At 61.7% G+C, this 20,959-nt stretch carries 18 protein-coding genes; 9 read left to right on the forward strand and 9 right to left on the reverse strand.

The genetic code is table 11. The features are described 5' to 3' along the window. Nucleotides 1–99: 99 nt before the first annotated feature. Complete coding sequence (locus tag ACZ3GY_RS14445) at nt 100–2,118, forward strand: TonB-dependent receptor (RefSeq protein ID WP_465911052.1); 2,019 nt, start codon at nt 100–102, stop codon at nt 2,116–2,118. A gap of 51 nt (nt 2,119–2,169) precedes the next feature. Here ACZ3GY_RS14445 and ACZ3GY_RS14450 read toward each other — a convergent pair whose 3' ends face one another. Together ACZ3GY_RS14450 and ACZ3GY_RS14455 are read right to left on the reverse strand one after the other, a co-directional pair. Beyond that, on the reverse strand, nt 2,170–2,709 hold the full coding sequence (locus ACZ3GY_RS14450) for a thioesterase family protein (protein ID WP_465910671.1): 540 nt from the start codon (nt 2,707–2,709) through the stop codon (nt 2,170–2,172). A 604-nt stretch (nt 2,710–3,313) separates the two neighbouring features. Then, nucleotides 3,314–4,918, reverse strand: a complete 1,605-nt coding sequence (locus ACZ3GY_RS14455) for a histidine kinase famiy protein (RefSeq protein ID WP_465910673.1) — start codon at nt 4,916–4,918, stop codon at nt 3,314–3,316. Between the two features lie 252 nt (nt 4,919–5,170). Between ACZ3GY_RS14455 and ACZ3GY_RS14460 the strand changes: the two genes are divergently transcribed. After that, the gene (locus tag ACZ3GY_RS14460; protein WP_465910675.1) at nt 5,171–7,942 is read left to right on the forward strand and encodes a PAS domain-containing protein; all 2,772 of its coding nucleotides are present in this window, start codon (nt 5,171–5,173) and stop codon (nt 7,940–7,942) included. A 33-nt stretch (nt 7,943–7,975) separates the two neighbouring features. Here ACZ3GY_RS14460 and ACZ3GY_RS14465 read toward each other — a convergent pair whose 3' ends face one another. Together ACZ3GY_RS14465 and ACZ3GY_RS14470 are read right to left on the reverse strand one after the other, a co-directional pair. Then, nucleotides 7,976–8,413: a hemerythrin domain-containing protein gene (locus ACZ3GY_RS14465; RefSeq protein ID WP_463565784.1), complete on the reverse strand. Its 438-nt coding sequence runs from the start codon at nt 8,411–8,413 to the stop codon at nt 7,976–7,978. Between the two features lie 158 nt (nt 8,414–8,571). Beyond that, the gene (locus tag ACZ3GY_RS14470; protein WP_225839151.1) at nt 8,572–8,907 is read right to left on the reverse strand and encodes an ArsR/SmtB family transcription factor; all 336 of its coding nucleotides are present in this window, start codon (nt 8,905–8,907) and stop codon (nt 8,572–8,574) included. Between the two features lie 53 nt (nt 8,908–8,960). Here ACZ3GY_RS14470 and ACZ3GY_RS14475 point away from each other — a divergent pair, with 53 nt between their 5' ends. Together ACZ3GY_RS14475 and ACZ3GY_RS14480 are read left to right on the forward strand one after the other, a co-directional pair. Then, the gene (locus ACZ3GY_RS14475) at nt 8,961–10,052 is read left to right on the forward strand and encodes an NADH:flavin oxidoreductase/NADH oxidase (protein WP_225839149.1); all 1,092 of its coding nucleotides are present in this window, start codon (nt 8,961–8,963) and stop codon (nt 10,050–10,052) included. 273 nt (nt 10,053–10,325) lie between these two features. After that, nucleotides 10,326–11,639: a sensor histidine kinase gene (locus ACZ3GY_RS14480; protein ID WP_465910677.1), complete on the forward strand. Its 1,314-nt coding sequence runs from the start codon at nt 10,326–10,328 to the stop codon at nt 11,637–11,639. On the opposite strand, the gene ACZ3GY_RS14485 is transcribed toward ACZ3GY_RS14480, so the two are convergent. Both ACZ3GY_RS14485 and ACZ3GY_RS14490 read right to left on the reverse strand, forming a co-directional pair. Continuing rightward, nucleotides 11,614–12,771: a phospholipase D-like domain-containing protein gene (locus tag ACZ3GY_RS14485; protein WP_465910678.1), complete on the reverse strand. Its 1,158-nt coding sequence runs from the start codon at nt 12,769–12,771 to the stop codon at nt 11,614–11,616. The two genes, ACZ3GY_RS14480 and ACZ3GY_RS14485, sit on opposite strands and share 26 nt — an antisense overlap. 133 nt (nt 12,772–12,904) lie before the next feature. After that, nucleotides 12,905–13,198: a hypothetical protein gene (locus ACZ3GY_RS14490; protein WP_465910679.1), complete on the reverse strand. Its 294-nt coding sequence runs from the start codon at nt 13,196–13,198 to the stop codon at nt 12,905–12,907. A 235-nt stretch (nt 13,199–13,433) separates the two neighbouring features. Here ACZ3GY_RS14490 and olsB point away from each other — a divergent pair, with 235 nt between their 5' ends. Together olsB and ACZ3GY_RS14500 are read left to right on the forward strand one after the other, a co-directional pair. Next, complete coding sequence (gene olsB / locus ACZ3GY_RS14495) at nt 13,434–14,192, forward strand: L-ornithine N(alpha)-acyltransferase (RefSeq protein ID WP_225839143.1); 759 nt, start codon at nt 13,434–13,436, stop codon at nt 14,190–14,192. 120 nt (nt 14,193–14,312) lie between these two features. Further along, nucleotides 14,313–15,089 (forward strand): lysophospholipid acyltransferase family protein, encoded by a 777-nt coding sequence (locus ACZ3GY_RS14500; protein WP_465910682.1) that lies wholly within the window; start codon nt 14,313–14,315, stop codon nt 15,087–15,089. 8 nt (nt 15,090–15,097) lie between these two features. Here ACZ3GY_RS14500 and ACZ3GY_RS14505 read toward each other — a convergent pair whose 3' ends face one another. Further along, nucleotides 15,098–16,144 carry an AbrB family transcriptional regulator gene (locus ACZ3GY_RS14505; protein ID WP_465910683.1) on the reverse strand — a complete coding sequence of 349 codons (1,047 nt, stop codon included), beginning with the start codon at nt 16,142–16,144 and terminating at the stop codon, nt 15,098–15,100. Between the two features lie 298 nt (nt 16,145–16,442). Here ACZ3GY_RS14505 and ACZ3GY_RS14510 point away from each other — a divergent pair, with 298 nt between their 5' ends. Continuing rightward, nucleotides 16,443–17,447 (forward strand): GntR family transcriptional regulator, encoded by a 1,005-nt coding sequence (locus ACZ3GY_RS14510; protein ID WP_463565790.1) that lies wholly within the window; start codon nt 16,443–16,445, stop codon nt 17,445–17,447. A 3-nt stretch (nt 17,448–17,450) separates the two neighbouring features. Here ACZ3GY_RS14510 and ACZ3GY_RS14515 read toward each other — a convergent pair whose 3' ends face one another. Further along, entirely contained in the window at nt 17,451–18,032 is a 582-nt protein-coding gene (locus ACZ3GY_RS14515) for an acyl carrier protein phosphodiesterase (protein ID WP_465910685.1), read from the reverse strand. 156 nt (nt 18,033–18,188) lie between these two features. Between ACZ3GY_RS14515 and ACZ3GY_RS14520 the strand changes: the two genes are divergently transcribed. Continuing rightward, nucleotides 18,189–18,512, forward strand: a complete 324-nt coding sequence (locus tag ACZ3GY_RS14520) for an ArsR/SmtB family transcription factor (protein ID WP_465910686.1) — start codon at nt 18,189–18,191, stop codon at nt 18,510–18,512. Nucleotides 18,513–18,589: 77 nt separating this feature from the next. Beyond that, nucleotides 18,590–19,639: an alkene reductase gene (locus ACZ3GY_RS14525; protein ID WP_465910688.1), complete on the forward strand. Its 1,050-nt coding sequence runs from the start codon at nt 18,590–18,592 to the stop codon at nt 19,637–19,639. Nucleotides 19,640–19,916: 277 nt separating this feature from the next. On the opposite strand, the gene ACZ3GY_RS14530 is transcribed toward ACZ3GY_RS14525, so the two are convergent. Then, the gene (locus ACZ3GY_RS14530; RefSeq protein WP_465910689.1) at nt 19,917–20,786 is read right to left on the reverse strand and encodes an ATPase; all 870 of its coding nucleotides are present in this window, start codon (nt 20,784–20,786) and stop codon (nt 19,917–19,919) included. Nucleotides 20,787–20,959: the final 173 nt, after the last annotated feature.

Here is a 20,959-nt window from a genome sequence, read left to right on the forward strand (position 1 = left end):
GGGAAACAGCGTCACTTATTCCGCGTGGAAAAACCTTTGATGAAAACAACAGACACCGCTCTGCTGCTGCCACTCGCGCGCCGTTCGGCGCCAACCGTCATGCTGTCCTGCCTGTTCGCCCTCACGCCGCTAAGCCAGGCCGTTGCCGACACCCGCAATACCGGCGATTCGGTCGTCACCCTGGGCGCGGTCAGCGTCGTTGCCGGGCAAGCAGGCCCGCTGGCCAGCCACAACATCCTCAGCTCGGTCGATGTACTGGGTGCCGACATCCTTGCAAAGCAGCCGGTGCAATACAGCTGGGAGCTGTTCAACCGCGTGCCCGGTGTAATGCTGACCCAATTCAATCAGGGCACCACCTCCGGCAAGTTGTCGTTTCGCGGCTTCAACGGCGAGGGTGAGGTGAATGCCGTCAAGTTGCTGATCGACGGGATTCCCAGCAATACCAACGACGGCAACATGCCCTTCATCGACATGGTCTTCCCGTTGGAGATCGACAGTATCGAAGTGGTGCGCGGCACCAATGACCCGCGCTACGGGCTGCACAACATCGCCGGCAACGCGAGCATCAATACCCGTCAGGGCGGCAACGACGGCAAGTTGCGGCTGCGCTACGGCAGCTTCGACACCCGCGAGCTGCAACTGGTGAAGGGCGTCGAGGACGGCAACTGGAGCCAGAACTACGCCTTCAGCTATCAGGGCAGCGATGGCTATCGGGATCATGCCAAGGCCGAGCGTATGAGCTTCTCAGGCAAGTGGTTCTATACCGCAGACGATGACGCCTGGCGCGCCGGCTTGATCGCCAGGCACTACACGGTCGATGCTGATGAAGCCGGCTACCTGAGCCGCTCCGACTCCCGCAACCGGCCTCGGCAGTCCTATGCCAACAACGCCACCGACACCGGTGAGCGGGAAATGAACCAGCTCAGCCTGCACCTAGATGCCAACCTCTCGGATACCCTGAGCTGGGCCAGCAAGGCCTACGTGAATGCCTTCGAAGACCGCCGCTGGACGCAATACTGGCGCACCTCGTCGCAACAGGAACGCTACGCCGACGAAACCCAGTACGGCGCGCTGAGCAGCCTGACCTGGCGCCCCGAGGTAGAGCATCTGCATGCCTTCGCTCTGGAGGGTGGTGCCGAGGTCCAGCGCCAGGAGAACGAAAGCCTGCGTTACCGCACGCAGCAGCGCAACCGCGTGGCACAGACCCGCGATCAGCAGTTCGACCTGAATGTTTACGGCGCTTATGTGCAGGCGGTGATCGAGCCCACCGACTCGCTGAAGATCATCCCCGCGTACCGCATCGACAAGCTCTATGGCGGCTACGTCAACGGGCTGAGCGGTGAGCATGCCGACGTCAATGACTATGGTCTGATCAAACAGCCAAAGATCAGCGTCGTCTACTCGCCCTGGGATCAAGCCAGCTTGTATGCCAACTGGGGCCGCAGCTATCAGGTCGGTGTCGGGTCGGCGGCTTATCGCCTGGCGACCCTCAGCGACGACCTGAAACCGTCGATCAACGATGGCTGGGAAACCGGGATCAAGTTCAAGCCAGCCGCCTGGATCGATGGCCGGATCGCCTACTGGGAGCAGAAGGCCTCGGATGAAGTGCAGCGCAAGCTCAACGACGCCGTTGGCGATGCCGAGAACGTCGGGAAAACCTTGCGCAAAGGCTGGGATGTGCAGCTCAACCTTTATCCCACCGACGCCAGCAGCATCTGGCTGTCCTACTCGCGGCAGTTCTCGGAGATCCTCGAACCCAATCCCAACCTGCCGGCCAGCAAGGGCAAGGAGATGGATCACGTGCCCCATCACCTGTACGCCGCCGGCTCGACCTACCAGCTAACGCCAAAGCTCGAGCTGTCCGCCTGGCTCAATGGCCAGAGCGACTACTACCTGGAGCGCACCAACAGCACCGGAAAGTTCGGCGATTACGTGCTGCTTAATCTGGGGGCGACTTATCAGGTCACGCCCACCCTGAGCGTCGATGTGCAGGCCAAGAACATCACCGACCGCTACTCCGAATACGCCTGGTATGACGACAGCGCCGGTGTGCAGCAATCGCTACACGCGGCAGGCGATGGTCGGGCGGTTTATGCGGGGCTGACGCTGGACTTCTAGACGACGGCCATGGCCACGTAGCGACTGGCTACGTGGCCATGGCGCGCCTACTCACTGCTCTTCATCACGCAGTTGGCTGCTCAAGCGGTCGCAGCTTTCGGACCAGTCGCTCAACCAGTCGGGCAGTGGCGGGGACTGTTCGGGCAAGTTCAGTTCCAACGCGAACTCACCTGGCGATACGTTGCCTTTCGGCCCGCGGAACAAGCCGCGCATGATGACCACGCCCAGCACCCGGCCATCCCTCACGAATCGGTGTTCGATAAAGCTCCATTTTTCATCCCAACCCAACATCCGGGTATGAATTTCAAAAGCCTGGAACAGCTTCAGTTCGCGACGGAACTTGCCCCATACATCACCGACGATAGGCAGAGCACGATGACGCAGCGCTACCCGAAACGCGCCGCTGCGAAGCACGTAATCCATACGCCCGACATCAGACAGGGTGAAGTAGCGGCCATTGGTGACGTGGCGGTTAAGGTCGAGATCAAGCGGCCAGACGCGCATGCGCACGACGGTGGTTTCGAACGCAGATACAGGCCGGCGCCATGGCCGGCGCAGCAGCATCAGAAAAAGGCGAAACCAAAGATTCATAACGCGAACACCTGCTCGAACGAAGACGTGCACTGTAAACACGTCGCGCCAAGCAAGGTAGTTGCAGAACTGCCTTACCCCATGGGATTTATGCAAAAACGATAGTGCTTTCGCCCGGCTGCCAATAGAGGCAATGCCGTTCGCTGCACATCGAGTATCTGTTCAACACAGGGCTAACAGCGCGGAGCAGGGCCGGTATCTTTTTTAGGCATATGCGCCGAGGAGGCAAGCCTCCTGTTTGGTTCCAGCACCCTATTGGTTTGAGCGATGAAGTCGAGCATCACGGCTTGCACCAAGGCGCAGTTTTCCAGTTGGGCCTTACTCAGGCACCTGCTCCCCACGCATTGCCCGTCCGCTGACATCGCTTTGAAGCATATGCCGGTTGGGCCTTTTTCAAGGTCAAGTCGGCAGCCTGTTTCAGAGGTAAATCTATTTATATAGTTGTCCATAATAATGTGAGGCAACGATGGGCAAATCGGTTCGCACTGTATTGATACCGCTCGTCATACGGTTCGTTTGTGTGAACCTATCGGAGCGCTCACGCTCTCGGCCAACGCTGAAGATTCTCCTCACTATCAGCAAGCTAAGGCAGCAGTGAGGACGATCAGCCAACGCCTGTCGGCCCCTCGATGACCTGGCGCACTTTACGGGCCAGATCGGTCGGCACGTATGGCTTGGATATCACCTCGAACTCACTGCCGGCAGCGTCGGTGCTCTCCAGAGAACTCTCGGAGTAACCCGTGGTGAGCAGTACTTTCAGCCCCGGTTTGCGACGCCTGGCTTCGCGGGCGAGCATCACGCCATTCATTCCGCCGGGCATGATCAGGTCGGTGAACAGCAGGTCGTAGTCGGCCATGTCGAGCATTAGCAGCGCTTCACGGGCGTTCATGGAGATCTCGGCGATGTAGCCATAGTCTTCGAGCACCATCTTGGCCAGATCGGCCACATCCGGCCGGTCTTCCACGATCAGCACGCGCTCAGTGCCATTGCGCTCGCCTGGCTGCTCCTTGGCAAGACGCTGGGTGACCTGGCTGTCATCCGCGGGGAAATACAGACGCAACGTCGTACCAACACCCTCTTCGGAATAAATCCGCACCGTGCCGCCGGACTGTTTGACGAAGCCATAGACCATCGACAGGCCGAGGCCTGAGCCTTTGCCCTCCTCCTTGGTGGTGAAGAAGGGATCCATCACCCGCGTACTCACGCTCTCGGCCATGCCGATGCCGTTGTCGGTGATGGCGATGCTGACATAGCGGCCGGGCATCAAGCCGTCATACGACATGCTGCCCAGGTCGTCGACCAGCACGTTCTTGGTTTCGATATCGACCGTCGGGTGCTCGCGCCCTTCAAGGGCATCGCGGGCATTGATGAGGATATTGAGAAAGGCCACTTCGGCCTGCGTCGGGTCGATCCGGCAGTTCCACAGTGCGGGCTCAAGCGTCAAGCGCAGGGTGGTCTGGCCGAGGGTTCGTTCGCCCAGTTCCTGGAAGCCGTTGATCAGCCCGTTGAGGTTGAGCACCCGACCCTCGAGCTTCTGCTTGCGCGCAAACGCCAGCAGTTGCTGGGTCAGCGTGGCCGCACGGTCAGCGGCATTACGGGCATTGTGCACATAGCGCTGCATGCGCTCCTGGTCGTATGCAGGCTTGGTGATCGTGCGGTCGAGCACTTCGAGGTAGCCGATCATCACCTGCAACAGGTTATTGAAGTCATGGGCGATACCCCCGGTAAGCTGACCCAGCGCTTCCATTTTCTGCGCTTGGCGCAAGCCTTCCTCGGCGTCGCGACGGCGGCTGATATCCAGCTGGGAAGAAAATAAGTAAATCAGTTCACCGGCATCGTTGTAGACCGGCGAAATAAACAGCGCATTCCAGAACGTCGAGCCGTCTTTACGGTAGTTGATCAGCTCAACGGCCAGTTCTTGCTTCAGCGCCACTGCTTCACGCACCTGCGCGACCACCGCGCGATCGGTTTCCGGCCCCTGCAGAAAACGACAGTTCCTGCCGAGCACGTCCTCAGCGCTGTAGCCGGTCATCTCCAGAAAGGCGTTATTGGCAAAGATGATCGGATTATCGTGACGATTCGGGTCGGCGATGATCATCGGCATGCGGGTGGTTTCTACCGCCGCGAAGAAGATGTTTTTGCCGGTACCCGAGATGTCGCCGGACGACGTGTTATCAACGCGGAAACTCTGTTTGCCGCTACTAATCATCAGCGTTACCTGTATGAATGGGCGCAGCCAATCGAACGGCCGCTCTACAAAATTCGAGCAACCTACCCTCAATAAGTTCTACAAACAGAATTATCTGTACAACTTTACCGCGCTAATTAGGTGGCCATTTCAGTGCGATATGCCGGCAGAGAACCAGCCAATTTCGGCTGCTGCAAACAATCAGCCTGTGAAGCACCATGCCTCTAATGGCACACTCTCTTACGTCGTTTATTTGCCAGCGCAAGGTTCCCCGTGCAAGCCACCATCAACCATTTCGATTGGGCATCGACGCCGCTCGGCGCGAGGGAAACCTGGCCGGATGCACTGCGCACCACGTACGGCATCATGAGCAAAAGCAGTTTCGCCATGTGCGCAACCTGGGGGCCAGAACGCACCTTCATTTACAACGAGGCCTATGTGCCGTTTCTCGGCAACCGTCATCCCGGTGCGCTGGGCAAACCCATCCAGGACGTCTGGCCCGACGTATGGGAGACCATTGGCCCACTGGTGGACAAGGTGCTGGCCGGCGAGCCGATTCATCACGAGAACATGCACTTGGTGATGACCCGCAACGGCTATCCCGAGGACACCTACTGGACGTTTTCCTACGGCCCACTGGAAGACGCTTCAGGCGCAATCGCCGGTTTCCTCAATGTGGCTATCGAAACCACCCAGGTGGTAACGATTCAACAACCCGCCATCGCCAACGCCGAGCGGGTGCAACTGGCGCTGGCTGCGGGAGCCATAATCGGTACCTGGTTCTGGGATCTGCCCACCAACCGCTTCACCGTAGACGAAGCCTTCGCACACAACTTCGGCCTGAATCCCGCGCTCGGTCGTGAAGGTTTGAGCCTGCAGCAGGTCGTCGAAACCGTTCATCCCGATGATATCGAGAGCCTGCTCGAGGCCATCAACGAAGTCATCTCCCGTGGCGGCCCCTACGCCCACCAATATCGTGTGCGCCGTGCCGACGGCTGCTATTACTGGCTGGAGGCCAATGGTCGTGTGGAACTGGCTGCCGATGGCAGTGGATTGAGTTTCCCTGGCGTACTGATCAACGTGGAGGAGCGGCGCGCCATCGAAGGCGAACGTGATCGCGCCATTGCACGGGTCATGGCACTCAACGCCGAACTCGAACAGAAAGTCATCGCGCAGACCTTCGAGCGCGGTCGTACCTGGCAGATAACGCCGGATCTGCTCGGCGTACTCAACGACGATGGTTATTTCGAGGCATCCAACCCCGCCTGGCAGACGACTCTTGGCTGGTCGGAAGAGGAGCTGGCTGACAACCACTTCCTGGCATTCGTGCACCCCGCTGATCAAGCCGATACGCAGCGCGTCTGGCAGCAGGTCAAGCTGGCCGGTGAGCCCGCACTGGGCCTGGAAAATCGCTTCCGTTGCAAGAACGGTGAATGGCGCTGGCTGTCCTGGGTGGCCGTTCCCAGTGGTGGCAAAACGTACTGCTCCGCACGGGATGTGACCCGGGAAAAGCTCAACCGTGTCGAGCTGAAAAAACGCACTGCCGAGCGCGACCGCCTGTGGGAAAGCACCAACGATCTGATGGGTTCCGCAGGGCTAGACGGTTACTTCAAAACCATCAACCCGGCCTGGACTCAGTTGCTAGGCTGGGAAGCCGAGCAACTGCTCAGCACACCGTTTATCGAGATAGTGGTGGAGGAAGATCGGGCAGACGTTTTCGGGCTCCTGGAGCGCCTGAGCAAGGGCGAAAAGGTCAGCGGCTTTACCAGCCGCCTGCGTTGCAAGGCGGGTGATGCGCGATCCTTCCTGTGGACAGCGGCTCCGGACTCCGTGAGTGATGTATTCCACTTCGTCGGCCGCGATGTCACCGCCCAGCACATGGCCGAGGAGTCGCTGCGACAGTCCCAGAAGATGGAGGCGATCGGGCAATTGACCGGCGGCATCGCCCACGACTTCAACAACCTGCTCGCGGGCATTTCCGGCTCGCTGGAACTGATGCATCTGCGCATCGAGCAGGGCCGCTTCCATGAGCTGACCAAGTACATGAGCTCGGCAGAAACTGCCACCCGGCGTGCCGCCGCACTGACACATCGGCTGCTGGCCTTCTCACGGCGCCAAACGCTGCTGCCCAAGCTGACGGACGTCAACCTGCTGATCGCTGGCATGCTGGAAATGATCCAGCGTACCGTCGGCCCGAGCATCCACTTGGAAAGCGAACTGCAGCCGAACCTGTGGACAGCCCTGGTCGATGCATCGCAACTGGAAAACACCCTCCTCAACCTGTGCATCAACGCCCGCGACGCCATGCCCAACGGCGGCGTGATCAAAGCGACCACGGAGAACCTGTGGATCGATGCCAAGCGCGGCGCCACCCTCAATCTGCCCGAAGGCGACTACCTGAGCCTGGCGGTGCTGGACAACGGCGTGGGCATGCCGGCGCAGATCGTCGCCCGCGCAGTGGAGCCGTTCTTCACCACCAAACCGATGGGCGAAGGCACGGGGCTTGGCCTGTCCATGGCATACGGTTTCGCCAAGCAGTCAGGTGGCCAGATGCGTATCACCTCGACGGTGGGTGAAGGCACGGTCGTGACCCTGTACCTGCCCCGCCACAACGGTAAAGCCGAAGTCGAGGCGACACCCTCGGCGATCGCCGGGCTCGATCTGGCAGCCGAGGGAACCGGCAAGACGGCGCTGGTGGTCGATGACGAACCGGCCATACGCATGTTGGTAACCGAGGTGCTCGAAGAGCTCGGCCTCAACGTGATCGAGGCCGGCGACAGCGCTGCCGGGCTGAGCATTCTGCAATCCGAGACCCAGGTCGATCTACTGATCAGCGATGTTGGCTTGCCGGGTGGCATGAACGGCCGGCAGATGGCCGATGCTGCGCTGACCAGCAGGCCCAGCATGCCGGTACTGCTGATCACCGGCTACGCGGAAAACTCGTTGCTCACCGATGGCCAGCTACGCACGGGGATGGCGGTGCTGACCAAGCCTTTCACCCTGGAAGCGCTGGCTTCGCGGGTACGCGAATTGGTGACGGAATAACGCTCCCAACACCAGGTTGCAGCACCAGCCCTCTCAGCCCAATGCTTCCTCGTAGTCCTTGACGTAGTCGGTCGCCAGCGCAGTTTTCTGCTGCTGGGTGAGCATCTTCCCGGCCTGCTGGAAGAAGGTGTGCTCCTCGTCCTCCAGGTGATGGAAGATCTTGTCCTTGAGTTTGCGGGCGGTGGCGAGCCACGAAGGGCTGGAGGGGTCGGTTTCTTCCAGGGTCTCAAGCAACTCATCCATCTCGTGGTGCTCGGCGACACCGTGGCGAGACAGATCGACACCAGAGTCGTGCTTCATCAACGGCGAGTAGAAGAACCGCTCTTCCGCTCGAGCATGGGCGAGCAGCTCCTCTTTCAGCTCACGGTAATACTGGGCGCGCTCCGGCGAATCGCCCTGAGTGGCGACTAATGCCTCGGCCATTGCCCGCTGGCGATCGTGGCTTTCACGTAATGCTTCGAAGATCTGCATAGGGGTTCTCTCATCAGGTAACGGATTGTCCGTGGCCTTTCGAGGCCATCTGCAAGGTCAGACCGAGGCGGCAAAATCGTGGTTCAACCAATAAACGCGCGCAGCCGAGCACACCGGCGAATGCGGCAAGACGAGAATCAGTTGTTATGAGAGGCGTATCAGTGCTGCGAAAGAATGGCGCTCAGCAGCCCGGGGAAGCGCGTATCCAGCTCGGCGCTACGCAAGGAGTTCATGTGCGTGGTGCCGATGTTGCGCGTATGTACCAGGCCGGCATCGCGCAGCACCCGGAAATGGTGCGACATGCTGGACTTCGGGCGGCCGCCATCAAGCTCACCACAGGTGGCCTCAGTCACACCGGCCAGGCAGCGAACGATCTCCAGGCGAACGGGGTCACTCAAGGCGTACAGCAGACGCTCGAGTGTCAGGTCACGGGGATCGGGATGTTTGAAGGGGCGCATGCTGCACATGATAACGGGGCTATCGACAATTGCCATAGTTCGATTATGATCGAACTACAGTAACGAACGAATCAATCTGGAGTTTGCCCATGTCTGCGCTGTTCGAACCCTTCAAGCTGAAAGACGTCACCCTTCGCAACCGCATCGCCATCCCGCCGATGTGTCAGTACATGGCCGACGATGGCCTCATCAACGACTGGCACCATGTGCACCTGGCCGGCATGGCCCGCGGTGGCGCAGGCCTGCTGGTCGTCGAGGCGACCGCCGTTGCCCCGGAAGGCCGTATCACCCCCGGCTGCGCCGGCATCTGGAGCGACGAACACGCCCAGGCGTTCGTCCCGGTGGTGCAAGCCATCAAGGCCGCCGGCTCAGTGCCAGGCATCCAGATCGCCCACGCCGGCCGCAAAGCCAGCGCCAACCGCCCATGGGAAGGCGACGACCATATCGCCGATAACGATTCGCGCGGCTGGGAAACCATCGCACCGTCGGCCATCGCTTTTGGCGCCAACCTGCCGAAAGTACCGCGCGCCATGACCCTGGAAGATATCGCCCGGGTACGCCAGAACTTCGTCGACGCCGCCCGCCGCGCCCGTGACGCCGGCTTCGAATGGATCGAGCTGCACTTCGCCCACGGCTACCTGGGCCAGAGCTTCTTTTCCGAGCACTCCAACCAGCGCACCGATGCCTATGGCGGCAGCTTCGACAACCGCAGCCGCTTCATGCTGGAAACCCTCGCCGCCGTTCGCGAAGTCTGGCCAGAGCACCTGCCGCTGACCGCGCGTTTTGGCGTGCTCGAATACGACGGCCGTGACGAGCAGACTCTCGAAGAGTCCATCGAGCTGGCCCGCCGCTTCAAGGCTGGTGGCCTGGATCTGCTGAGCGTCAGCGTCGGCTTCACCATCCCTGATACCAACATCCCATGGGGCCCGGCCTTCATGGGCCCGATCGCCGAACGCGTGCGCCGCGAGGCCGACCTGCCGGTGACCTCCGCCTGGGGCTTCGGCACGCCACAACTGGCGGAAGAAGCAGTCAAAGCCGGTCACCTCGACCTGGTATCCATCGGCCGCGCCCACCTGGCCGACCCGCACTGGCCATACTTCGCCGCCAAGGAGCTGGGTGTCGACAAAGCCTCCTGGACGCTGCCAGCCCCCTACGCCCACTGGCTGGAACGCTACCGCTAAGCGGTATTTCCGCCTGACTAGCTGACTAGTCAGCCATTCGGCGCTTACGAAGCCGGCCAAGAATTCTGGCCGGCTTCGTCGCTTTGGGTGCCCATTCCAGGCACCTGCAGCCTCGCTTGAGTTCGATAATCGATGGCCCTCGCAGTGTTTGCGCAACCATCACAAAGGCGCCTCTGACCGAGGAAGTCCGCCCGCCCGCTCCCTTCACAAGTTGCTTGCCGTCCATTGGGGCACAGCGCATCATGCCGCCACCCCTGCCTGCGGTACCCTCCGATGCCCCATCGCCCTGCCCCCTTCCCGCCTGATGAGGAAGAGCGCGTTCTCTCACTCGAACACCTCGAAATCCTCGACTCCGCGCCGGAGCAAGGCTTCGATGATGTCGTGCAGTTGGCGACCACGTTGTGCGAAACGCCGATTGCGCTGGTGTCGCTGGTCGACCGTGAGCGGCAGTGGTTCAAGGCCTGCATTGGCCTGGATGTCAGTGAGACCCACCGCGACCTGGCGTTTTGCGCCCATGCGATTCTAGAGCCGGACAACGTGCTGGTGGTGGAGGATGCGACCCAGGATCCACGCTTCCAGCACAGCGCGCTGGTGCTCGGCCCACCCTACATTCGCTTCTATGCCGGGGCTCCCATTCGCACCGATGCAGGCCACCTGCTGGGCTCCGTGTGCGTGATCGATACCCGCCCACGCACGCTCAGCGAGGCACAGCGCCAGGCCCTGCAAGCTTTGGCGCGGCAAACAGCGGCCCTGCTGCACTTGCGTCTGCTCGAAGTGCAGCGTGAGCGGCGCGCCAGCGAACTGGCAGATCAACTGGAACAGGCCCAGGCCCAGCACCGCGAGGCCGAAGCGTCGCTGCGCCACGTACGGCGGGTGTCATCGCTGGGAATGCTTACCGCGAGCATCGCCCATGATGTGAACAACCTGCTGCAAGTACTCAGCGCCAGCCTGCAGATGGCTCATCTGCGTGCGCGTCGACCTGCAGAGGTGGAACGTTTCTGCCAGACCGGGCTGCAGGCAGTGGAACAAGGCGGCAATTTGATCCGTCAGCTACTGGCCAACGTACGCCAGGACGGCCCGGAGCTGACCTGCATCGATATCAGCGAGCGCATAGAACGATCCCGTGACCTGCTCGCCGGCACCCTGGGTAATGGCATCGAATTGAGCTTCGACCTGACAGCCAGAGACGTGGCCGTGATGTGCGACGAAGTGCAGCTGCAGGCCGTGGTACTCAACCTGCTCAGCAATGCCCGCGACGCCATGAAAGGCCGCGGTCAGGTGCAAATCGCTACGCGCCAGCAACAGCTCGCAGGTGACTCATTGCTGAGCGACGGTGCGTATCTGGTACTCACTGTGAAGGACGACGGGCCGGGCATGTCCGAGGAACTGGCAAGCAAGGTGTTCGACCCGTTCTTCACCACCAAGCAGGCAGGCCACGGAACCGGGCTGGGCCTGGCACAGGCACGTGACTTCGCCAACAACACCGGCGGTGATGTGCGGGTCGAGACCGCACCAGGCGCTGGCACCAGCATGAACCTCTACCTGCGTGTGCTGGGCCGTATCAGCGTCGTCGATCGAGCAGGTTGACCACCAGGCGATCCAGCCAGCCCCACAGGCGCTGACGCAGACGCTTCCAGAACGGCCGCGCCTGCCACATCTGCAAGTCGACCTCACGGCTCTGCGGGAAATCGGTTTCGAAGCTCTGCTGCACCGCCGCGGTGAAATCCGCATCCAGGGTTTCGACGTTGGCATCCAGGTTGAAGCGCAAATTCCAGTGGTCGAAATTGCAGGAGCCAACACTGGCCCAATCGTCCACCAGCACCATTTTCAGGTGCAGGAAACGCGGGCGGAATTCGAAGATGCGCACACCGGCCTTGAGCAATCGCGGGTAGTAACGCTGCCCGGCGAAGCGCACGGGTGGGTTATCGGTGTGCCGGCCACTGAGCAGCAAGCGCACGTCTACACCCCGCGCCGCAGCCTTGCGCAGCGCCCGGCGTACTTTCCAGGTCGGCAGAAAATACGGCGTAGCCAACCACACGCGCTGTTGTGCGCCGTTAAGGGCTCGAATCAGCGACTGCAGGATATCGCGGTGCTGTCGTGCATCGGCATAGGCCACCCTGCCCCAACCCGTCCCGGTTGGCGGCAGTTGGGGCAGCGGCTTGCGGTGCGGCGTGAGATACGGGCGCCAGGCGAAGCGCGCATTGTTGGCCTGCCACTGCCGGTCGAACAGCTGCAACCAGTCGACCACCAGCGGCCCGTCGATTTCCACCATCACTTCGTGCCAGGCACTGACCGGCTCACCGGGCGTCCAGAACTCATCGGTGGAACCGGTGCCGCCGACGAAGGCGACCCGGTCGTCGACCACCAGCAACTTGCGGTGGTCACGGTACAGATTGCGCGCGCCGCGGCGCCAGCGTATCGGGTTGTACCAACGCAGCTGTATGCCGGCATCGAGCATCGATTGCCGGTCACGCTGACTGAGCCCCTGGCAACCGAACGCATCGAACAGGCAGCGCACCGCCACGCCGCGCTGCGCGGCTTCACACAGGGCACGCAACAGGGCATCGGTACAAGCGCTGCTGACCACCAGATATTGCTCGAGCTCGACCGTCTCACGGGCCGCGTCGATGCAGGCGATCATCCGCGGAAAGAAGGTCGGGCCGTCGCTCAGCAGGGTGAAGCGATTACCTTCCCGCCAGGGAAATACCTGACCGGGCATCAATTACGCTCACAGGGTGGAAGGAAGGACGACGGGCGCATGGCATCTCGGCCGAGGGCTGGGGATGCGCCACGATAGCCGCCCGGGTACGCCTTGCAAAGCGCCACACACGGGGAGACACAAAGGTTGTGCATCAGTGCCGTTGGCCGCACATCCGGCAGCGGTCGCCCGCCATTACGCCGGTGCAACGCTGACAGTCGCCATTCAGGGTACCGCGGCGCCAGCGCCAGATCTGCAGCAGCCGCTGCGCGGCCCACAGCGCACCGCAAGCCGGCAACAGGATCATCCAGGGAAAAATCGCCCGCACGGTCGGTGCCCAGGATGCCAGCGCAGCGCCCTGCTGTGACAGCAGCACCAACGCCATCATCAGGATCGCGCCGCCGATGATCAGGATGAAGGGCAAAGCCAGGTTTCTGACGAAGAACATCGGCGCACACACTCAAAACTATCGGACGCACATGGTAAGCAAGGTTGCGGCAAGACTGAACCTGCTCGTTCGCGATCATCACCGCGTGCCCTGTCACACAAGCATCATCGAAGCTTCACAGTGGTGACACCCGCCCTGCCTAGCCTGCAGTTGTTTCCTGAGTTTGCTCAGGTCAGCAGGCCAATCCGGTTCGAGTGCGCAGCAGGGCTGCCCCGACCCGCAACGGAGGTAAGGCATGACCCAGAACGCCATGGCACCCGCGCGCAGTACCGCTCCCCGTCGCCTGCAGGCAGAACGCCTGACCACCTCGCGCGCCTTGCGCGAAGCACAGGCCCTGCGCTTCCGTGTGTTCAGCGCCGAGTTCGACGCCAAACTGAAAGGCGCCGAGCTGGGCCTGGACATGGATGACTACGACCTGCACTGCCAACACATCGGCGTACGTGATCTGAACAGCGGCGAGCTGGTAGCCACCACACGCCTGCTCGACCACCATGCAGCCGCTGGCCTCGGGCGCTTCTACAGCGAAGAGGAATTCGCCCTGCATGGGTTGCGTCACCTGCAAGGCCCGGTGCTGGAGATCGGCCGCACCTGCGTGGACAGCGCCTACCGCAACGGCGGCACCATCGCCGTGCTGTGGGCCGAGCTGGCCGAGGTGCTCAACGAAGGTGGTTATCGCTACCTGATGGGTTGCGCCAGCATCCCCATGCAGGACGGCGGCATTCAGGCACAGGCGATCATGCAGCGCCTGCGCGAACGCCACCTGTGCACCGAACACCTGCGTGCAGAACCGAAAACCCCGCTGCCTGCCCTGGAGCTTTCAGGCAACGTCATCGCCGAGATGCCGCCGCTGCTCAAGGCTTATATGCGCCTGGGTGCCAAGGTGTGTGGCGAGCCTTGCTGGGACAAGGATTTCCAGGTCGCCGACGTGTTCATCCTGCTCAAGCGTGACGAGCTGTGCCCGCGTTATGCGCGGCACTTCAAGGCGGCAGTCTGAGTGAAAACTTGCTGGTGGCGGCCGGACGCGGTAAATAATGCGCCGCTGGCCGTCGCCTTCGATTCACGGCGGCAGCCAGCGCATGCGCCCACCAACCGCCCAGCAGGTCAGAAACCGCCTATGAGTAAACTGCGTTTGTATGTGCGCCTGATCCGCCTGCTGGCGGTGATCGCTGCAGGTACCCTGCTCGCCGCCTCTCTGGTTCCCATCGAACGCCTGACTCGCCGTGACCTGATGGGTCTGCGCCAGCGTATGACCCGTTGGTTCATGGCGCGCCTGAGCAACGCACTGCCCTTTCGGGTCAACGTAAGCGGGCAATTGCCGCAAAAGCCCATGTTGTGGCTGAGCAATCACATTTCCTGGACGGACATCCCGCTGATTGGAATGCTGGCGCCGCTGTCGTTCCTGTCCAAGGCCGAAGTACGCACCTGGCCGGTCGCCGGCTGGCTGGCACACAAGGCCGGTACGCTGTTCATCCGCCGCGGTGCGGGCGATGGCGGATTGCTGAATCAGCAGTTGGGCCGACACCTGAACGGCGGCAGGCACCTGCTGATTTTCCCCGAAGGCACCACCTGCGATGGCACGGCGGTGCGCACGTTCCATGGCCGTTTGCTGAGCAGCGCCATCGAAAGCGGCATCGATCTGCAGCCAGTGGCCATCCGTTACCTGCGTGATGGCCAGCGCTGCCCTGTAGCGCCCTTCATCGGCGACGACGACATGCTCTCGCACCTGCTGCGCCTGATGAGCAGCGATGTCGCCGAGGTGCACATTCACTTGCTGGAACCGATCGACAGCAGCTCGGGCAACCGTAACGAGCTGGCCCGGCGCGCCCATGCAGCCGTCAATACAGCGCTGTACGGCGCAGACGATAGCCAGGACGCCGTCCAGGCTGCCTGAAGCTGACGCTAACGCATCGAGAGCTGGTTCTCCTGGCGCAGCCAGCGCCGGAAAATCGGCTCGGCGAAGAACAGCACCAGGAACAGCCGGATCACCTGCATCGCTGTCACCAACGGCACCGCCAATTGCAGGGTTTCCGCCGTCAGGCTCATTTCAGCGATGCCGCCCGGCATCATGCCCAGAGTCAGGGACTGGAAATCCAACCCGCTCGCCCAACCGATCAGCACGGCCGCCACGAACGCAACCAGCATCATCGCCAGGGTGGTGATCAGGGTGCGGGCCAGAAAAGACGGCGCATAACGGAAGAAGGCGCGGTTGAAGAAACAGCCCAGCGCGCTGCCGATCATCAACTGTCCAACCTGGCTGGCACCGGCCGGCAGCGTGCTGCTCAGGTCGAAACCAATACTGAACAGCGCGCTGACCAGCAGCGGCCCGAACAACCAGGGATTCGGCTGTTTCAGCCGATACAACAGCCAACCGACGGCGCCTGCCAGCGGCAGAATCAGCGCCAGCCAGGGCCAATCCGGGTTGGATGCATGCAGGTGAACCTCGCCCTCGCCCATCATGAACTTGAACAGCGCCGGCACCAGCAGCACCACCGCAACCACCCGCAAGCTTTGCGCCGCCGCGACGCGGGTAAGCTCGGCACCATTTCGAGCCCCCAGATTGACCATTTCTCCCGAGCCGCCGGGCATGCTGGAAAAGTATGCAGTCGCCATGGTTTCCCCGGTACGGCGCATGAACCACACGCCCACGATGCTACTCAGCACGGTAATCAACGCACCGATGACGATGGGCACCAGGTGCCCGGCGATCTGCCCGACCAATGCAGGGGTGAAGTGCAAGCCAATACCGATCCCGATGATCCACTGACCAAACTTGCGACCGCCGGGGAACGGCTGTAACTGCCAGGCGGTGGTGCAGCGCACCAAGATGACGGCGACCAGCGAGCCGATCATCCAGGGTAGCGGCCAACCGATGGCGCTGGCGATCAGCGCTCCGATCACGCCAACCAGCGGCGTTCCCAGGTAATTCAGCCAGTGGCCTTTGAACATTGTTTCCCCTTAGGTGCATGCAACTGCGGTACGGCAGCAACGCGATCGGACGGACCGGCGTAGCGGCTGATCGAGCGCCGATGGCGCTGGAGAGAATCGGATTGGCCGCAGACGACCGTGACTTTTGTCGCCATGCAGCTCATCCATTCGCAGGAAAAACAGAGATAAACCCCTCTAAAACGAGCAATCTCAGTTAATCAACGCTGGCAATATTGATCTTAATTCAAACAAAAAACAATTCTAGCTTATCGTAACCACCCACCACGGCATCTTTGCGCGCAGCCGATTACGTAGCAGAATGCAGCGCCTGGCTGAGGAAATCGGCCACACCGACAGCACCCCAAACAACAATTCGATGCCCACTGCCATGGCTCAGGAAAACACCAACCCGATGGTTCTCACTGCTTTGCAGAAACGCGTCGCCCGCGAGGTCATCGCCTACGTTCGCCATGAGCGCCTGCCCGTCGGCCATCACCTGGCGGAGTCCCATCTGGCGCAGACCCTGAATACTTCGCGTACGCCGGTGAAGTTCGTGCTGAACCATCTCACCGAGCGCGGCATGCTCAAGCACGACCGCAACCGTGGCTTCTTTCTCGCCCGGGCCGCCGACGATCTCAACGACCTGGTGCTGGAGATCGCCGAAGCCGAAGAGGATTCGGTGTACATGAAATTCGTCGAGCTGCGCCTGTCGCGCCAGCTCCCGGAGCACCTCAGCGAAATCGACCTGATGCGCCAGTTCGGCGTGTCGCGCACTGAACTGCGTTCGGCGCTGCTGCGCATGCAGCAGGAAGGCTGGGCCGAGCAGCGCACTGGCCAGGGCTGGCGCATGCTGCCAGTGATCGACTCGATAGAGGCCTACGAGGAAAGCTTCAGTTTCAGGGTGACCATCGAGCCAGCGGGCCTGCTATCACCGACCTTTCAGGTCGACCAGAAGGTGCTGGCGCTGTGTCGTCAGCAACAGGAATACATCGCCGCCACCGGCTACCTGACGATGACCACGCAGGAGTTGTTCGAAGCCAACTCGAAATTCCACGAGATCATCGCCGGCTTCTCGGGCAACCGCTTTCTGCTGCAATCGTTGAAACGCCTCAACGGCCTGCGCCGCCTGGTCGAATACAGCGTGGATCTGCCGCGGCCGACGCGGCGCAAGCAGGTGCTGGAGCATCTGGAAATTCTCGATCTGATCGAGCGTGGCGACCGCCTCGGTGCCGCCGACCGCCTGCGTGCGCACCTCGAAGGCGCCAGGCGCAACAAGCTCAACCCGGCACTGCTCGAACGACTCGGCCTGCAGAACGAAGATTGAACGCTAGCCCTGCGCGCGCTGCTCGCGGGCGAAGGCCATGAGCTGCGGGTAGAAGGCGCGAAAGTCCTCGCTCAAGGGCTCGTACAGGCGGCGCAAGTCGTCCAGGCCGCCATCCAGCAAACCAGGCCGTGACAGGCGCCGCGACATGCCAGCAATCACCTGGCCAAGCACCTCGAAATCCCGGTAACTGCCCAGCCAATCCTGAGCAGCCATGCGCGGTGCCATGTGCTGCAGGTGGCCGGGTAACTGCGACTCGGCGGCCAGCACCTGGTAAACGCGGGTGGTGAAGCGATCCAGCGGCTGCTCGCTGTAACGCTGCCAATCCCGCGCCAGGCAGTGATCGAAGAACAGATCGAGAAAGATCCCGGCGACCCTGCGACGCTCGGCAGGAAAGCGCGCCCGCGCCTGCGCCTGTAGCGCATGGCTGTCGGTAAAGGCGTCGATGCGACGGTGCAGTGCGATACCCGCTTCGATGGCAGCCGGCCACTGCCCAGCCAGCGGCCCTTTGACGAAATCGCCGTACAGGCTGCCGAGCAATTCGGCGGGCGCATCGCCGCCCAGGTGCAAATGTGCAAGGTAGTTCATCGCGTACAGAGTAAAGCCTCGGCCGGTTGGCTGCGAGGGGTTCGCCATCACACCGGTTGATATGCACTATCTGCCTGAACGATCTGTATATCGCCAAGTCCCGATATATAGTTCGCTGCATGGCGATATTGCTCTGCACCGATATCAGGAGAAACGATGAGTAACGACGACATCGATCTGGACGACGTGATCAAGGCCCTGGCCCATCCGGTGCGTCGAGACATCCTGCGTTGGCTCAAAGACCCCGAAGCGAATTTCGCCCTGCAGGAGCATGCCCTCGACATCGGCGTGTGTGCAGGCAAGTTCGGCGAGCGTACCGGCCTGTCGCAATCCACCGTATCGGCGCACCTGGCCACCCTGCAGCGTGCCGGTCTGGTGACCAGCCGCAAGGTCGGCCAGTGGAATTTCTTCAAACGCAACGATGCAACCATCGATGCCTTCCTGCGCCTGATCGGCGAGGAACTACGAACCGCCGCCTGATTGCCTGGCGCTGACCGTTTCTAACCGCACATCCGTACATCAACCCGTTCTGAGCGAATGACCCAAGGATCCTGACCATGACCACATTGTTCGACCCCATCAAGATCGGCGATCTGGAACTCGCCAACCGCATCATCATGGCACCGCTGACCCGTTGCCGCGCCGACGAAGGTCGCGTGCCCAATGCGTTGATGGCCGAGTACTACGTCCAACGCGCATCGGCCGGGCTGATCATCAGCGAAGCCACATCAGTCACGCCGATGGGCGTGGGCTACCCGAACACTCCGGGCATTTGGTCCGATGATCAGGTGCGTGGCTGGAGCGGTGTGACCAAGGCGGTGCATGCCAACGGCGGCAAGATCGTTCTGCAACTGTGGCACGTGGGGCGGATTTCCGACCCGTCGTACCTCGACGGCGAGCTGCCGGTAGCCCCCAGCGCTATCAAGCCTGACGGTCACGTCAGCCTGATTCGCCCGATGAAGGAATACGTGACCCCGCGCGCCCTGGAAACCGAAGAGATCGCCGACATCGTCGACGCCTACCGACTGGGCGCAGAAAACGCCAAGGCTGCCGGCTTCGACGGCGTGGAAATCCACGGTGCCAATGGCTATCTGCTCGACCAGTTCCTCCAGGACAGCACCAACCAGCGCACCGACAACTATGGCGGCTCCCTGGAAAACCGTGCGCGCCTGCTGCTGGAAGTCACCGATGCCGTGCTGAGCGTCTGGGAACCGGGTCGTGTCGGTGTGCATCTATCGCCTCGCGCCGACAGCCACGACATGGGCGACTCCAACCGTGCGCAAACCTTCATCTACGTGGCTCGCGAGCTCGGCAAGCGCAACATCGCCTTCCTCTGCGCCCGCGAACGGGAAGCCGATGACAGCCTGTCGCCGAGCCTGAAGGAAGCCTTTGGCGGCGTGTTCATCGCCAACGAGCGTTTCTCGAAGGATCAGGCCAATGCCTGGCTGGCCAGCGGCAAAGCCGATGCAGTGGCCTTCGGCGTGCCATTCATCGCCAACCCGGATCTGCCGGAGCGCCTGCGTCAAGGCGCAGCGCTGAACGAAGCGCACAGCGAAACCTTCTACGGCTCGGGCCCGGTCGGCTACATCGACTACCCGCGCCTGTAATTTTCGCCGCGCAAAGAAAAGCCCGCGTAAAACGCGGGCTTTTTGTTGACTGGCAATTCTCTAAAATAGCAAATCGGGTCGCACTTACGATCTAGCGAGCTAGAGACCTGCAAGGGCTAGGCGCCCCCACAAAAACAGGCGAGGAAGCGGAGTGTACTGGTGTACATGAGCATGACTCGCTTCGCTCACCCTTCGGGCCGCGCTAAAGCGCGTTAGCCGCGAGCGGCTGTCCGAGCCTGTTTTTAACGCCGCAGGGCCGACGCGCAGCAGATCGTCCTTAGCGGGCGTCGATCTGCTGCTGCAAATTCTGAATCTGCGCCTGCAGCGTGTTGACGCTGCGCGTGGTCTGCGCGCGGAACGAATCGAACTCAGCGGTACTGCTGCCGCTGCTGGCCGCCGGACGATTGTCCATCTGGCTCTTGAGCACCAGCAGATCCTGCTCCAGGCGATCGACAGCTGCGTTGGAGTTGCCGGCCTTTTTCAGCGCCTCGATGTCACCCGCCAAGCCCTTGACCTGCGTGGCCAGCTTGCCGGCATCCGCCTGACCGCTCTTCAGTGTGGCGAGCTCACTTTTCACGGCAGCCAGTTCGCTTTTCAACGAGTCCTGTCCGCTGCCCAGAGTCTTCAAGCTCTCATCGTACTTGCCGCTGTCGCCCTGCTGGGCCTTGAGGTCGGCGATCAGTTGCTCGATGCGCTTGTCCTGCCCGCTCTGCTGGCCACCAGCGGCCTGCTGTTGCTTGGTTAGCTCAGCGACCTTGCCTTCCAGCTGACGCACCTGCAGGCGCAGGGCCTCGCTGCCGGTGGTCACGTTGGATTCAGCCGCCACCACCTTGCCGGAGATGTCCTGAATGCGGCCCGCCGCCTCTTCGCTGATACGCGCGAAGCTTTCCTGAGTAGCGACCAGTTGCTGCTCCATCAGGTTGATCTGTTGGAAGCTCCACCAGCCCACGGCGCCCAGGGCGATGCTCAGCGCACCCACCAGTGCCCACAGCGGGCCAGTGCTGGCTGCACGGGGTGCAGCGGCGGCCTTGCCAGGAGCAGCGGCACGGGCATAGGGCTGCGGCTCGGGGTCGAAATCGTCCTGATCGCGGCGATCCGGCGTCAGGCTGGGCACGTCATCGAATTCGTCGTGGGCATCGTTACGCATGTAGGGAGACCTTGAGAAAACCACGGTGGAGGCAGATTGCCGCGCAGTATACCGATTCGCACGAGGCGCTTCAGTGTCGTGCCATCAGGAAATGGCTGCACCGCTGCGGGGCGTATTGCGCAAGAAGACCCGCTCAAACCGGCCAGGTTCCGCAACCTGTGAACTGGTACACA

Source organism: Pseudomonas sp. PME37.24/006 (assembly GCF_055556635.1).

What these genes read in the sequence shown, in the direction of transcription:
- ACZ3GY_RS14445 (WP_465911052.1), top strand. Translation starts at nt 100, where the DNA reads ATGCTGTCCTGCCTGTTCGCCCTCACGCCGCTAAGCCAGGCCGTTGCC.
- ACZ3GY_RS14450 (WP_465910671.1), bottom strand. Translation starts at nt 2,709, where the DNA reads ATGAATCTTTGGTTTCGCCTTTTTCTGATGCTGCTGCGCCGGCCATGG.
- ACZ3GY_RS14455 (WP_465910673.1), bottom strand. Translation starts at nt 4,918, where the DNA reads ATGATTAGTAGCGGCAAACAGAGTTTCCGCGTTGATAACACGTCGTCC.
- ACZ3GY_RS14465 (WP_463565784.1), bottom strand. Translation starts at nt 8,413, where the DNA reads ATGCAGATCTTCGAAGCATTACGTGAAAGCCACGATCGCCAGCGGGCA.
- ACZ3GY_RS14470 (WP_225839151.1), bottom strand. Translation starts at nt 8,907, where the DNA reads ATGGCAATTGTCGATAGCCCCGTTATCATGTGCAGCATGCGCCCCTTC.
- ACZ3GY_RS14475 (WP_225839149.1), top strand. Translation starts at nt 8,961, where the DNA reads ATGTCTGCGCTGTTCGAACCCTTCAAGCTGAAAGACGTCACCCTTCGC.
- ACZ3GY_RS14480 (WP_465910677.1), top strand. Translation starts at nt 10,326, where the DNA reads ATGCCCCATCGCCCTGCCCCCTTCCCGCCTGATGAGGAAGAGCGCGTT.
- ACZ3GY_RS14485 (WP_465910678.1), bottom strand. Translation starts at nt 12,771, where the DNA reads ATGCCCGGTCAGGTATTTCCCTGGCGGGAAGGTAATCGCTTCACCCTG.
- ACZ3GY_RS14490 (WP_465910679.1), bottom strand. Translation starts at nt 13,198, where the DNA reads ATGTTCTTCGTCAGAAACCTGGCTTTGCCCTTCATCCTGATCATCGGC.
- olsB (WP_225839143.1), top strand. Translation starts at nt 13,434, where the DNA reads ATGACCCAGAACGCCATGGCACCCGCGCGCAGTACCGCTCCCCGTCGC.
- ACZ3GY_RS14500 (WP_465910682.1), top strand. Translation starts at nt 14,313, where the DNA reads ATGAGTAAACTGCGTTTGTATGTGCGCCTGATCCGCCTGCTGGCGGTG.
- ACZ3GY_RS14505 (WP_465910683.1), bottom strand. Translation starts at nt 16,144, where the DNA reads ATGTTCAAAGGCCACTGGCTGAATTACCTGGGAACGCCGCTGGTTGGC.
- ACZ3GY_RS14510 (WP_463565790.1), top strand. Translation starts at nt 16,443, where the DNA reads ATGCAGCGCCTGGCTGAGGAAATCGGCCACACCGACAGCACCCCAAAC.
- ACZ3GY_RS14515 (WP_465910685.1), bottom strand. Translation starts at nt 18,032, where the DNA reads ATGAACTACCTTGCACATTTGCACCTGGGCGGCGATGCGCCCGCCGAA.
- ACZ3GY_RS14520 (WP_465910686.1), top strand. Translation starts at nt 18,189, where the DNA reads ATGAGTAACGACGACATCGATCTGGACGACGTGATCAAGGCCCTGGCC.
- ACZ3GY_RS14525 (WP_465910688.1), top strand. Translation starts at nt 18,590, where the DNA reads ATGACCACATTGTTCGACCCCATCAAGATCGGCGATCTGGAACTCGCC.
- ACZ3GY_RS14530 (WP_465910689.1), bottom strand. Translation starts at nt 20,786, where the DNA reads ATGCGTAACGATGCCCACGACGAATTCGATGACGTGCCCAGCCTGACG.